1 protein-coding gene is annotated in these 795 nt (G+C 34.8%); it reads right to left on the bottom strand.

Annotated elements, in window-relative coordinates; translation table 11 throughout:
• Positions 1-22: 22 nt before the first annotated feature.
• A partial coding sequence (locus LKE01_RS11935; RefSeq protein ID WP_146979259.1) for a GRP family sugar transporter occupies positions 23-795 on the bottom strand: 773 nt, incomplete at its 5' end.

Here is a 795-nt window from a genome sequence, read left to right as displayed (position 1 = left end):
CAATTTACTGACAGCTTTTTTATCATCCTTTAGATTTTACAATTGCAAGTTGAATTGCACCTGTTACGAACAGAACAATCCCAATTCCAACATAAACCAATTCTTTTTTAGTTTTCTTTTCACCAAGGAAGAGAATTCCTCCAATAGTTGAAATGATAACACCTAATTGTGAGAATGAAAAGGCAATTGCGTCACCAGCAGCGCTTGCAGCCATAAGCATAAAGATATTACCTACACCAAACATTACTCCATCAATCATATTTTGATAAACATATTTTTCCATTTTAATTTTGAAACGACCCATCACAAGTGCTCCAAAGATCATTCCAACTGACATTGGCAAGATAATTGTCAGTGTATCAAAATGAACATTGAACCAAAGTACTGCTAAGTTATTAAAAAGAATAACATAGATAACATATCCCAAAGTTGAGTAAGTTAAAGCAGTCAATCCTTTAGTATAATTACGTCCTTCTTCAACAACTGCATTTTCTGGGTCACGTTTAGCTGAGAAATAGAACCCAACTGCCAAAACAGCCATCGCAATAAATCCGAGAATAAATTGAATTTGTTTTGTCCATTCGTGGAAAGCAAAAACCCCAAGCAATCCACCAATTACTAATTGACTTCCTGATGAAAGTGGACTCGCTACTGAAACACCCATGTATTTCATTGATTTAAACTGACCAAATTGTCCAATTGCCCAAAGCAATCCACCAATAAATCCAATTAAGAAAATTTGCCATGTCAACGTTGGCATGCGGAATAAGAAAACAATAAGTGCAAAAACAAAAG

Source organism: Lentilactobacillus kefiri, assembly GCF_007989105.1.
Classification (GTDB): domain Bacteria; phylum Bacillota; class Bacilli; order Lactobacillales; family Lactobacillaceae; genus Lentilactobacillus; species Lentilactobacillus kefiri.
This window is presented reverse-complemented; position numbering and strand designations above follow the sequence as displayed.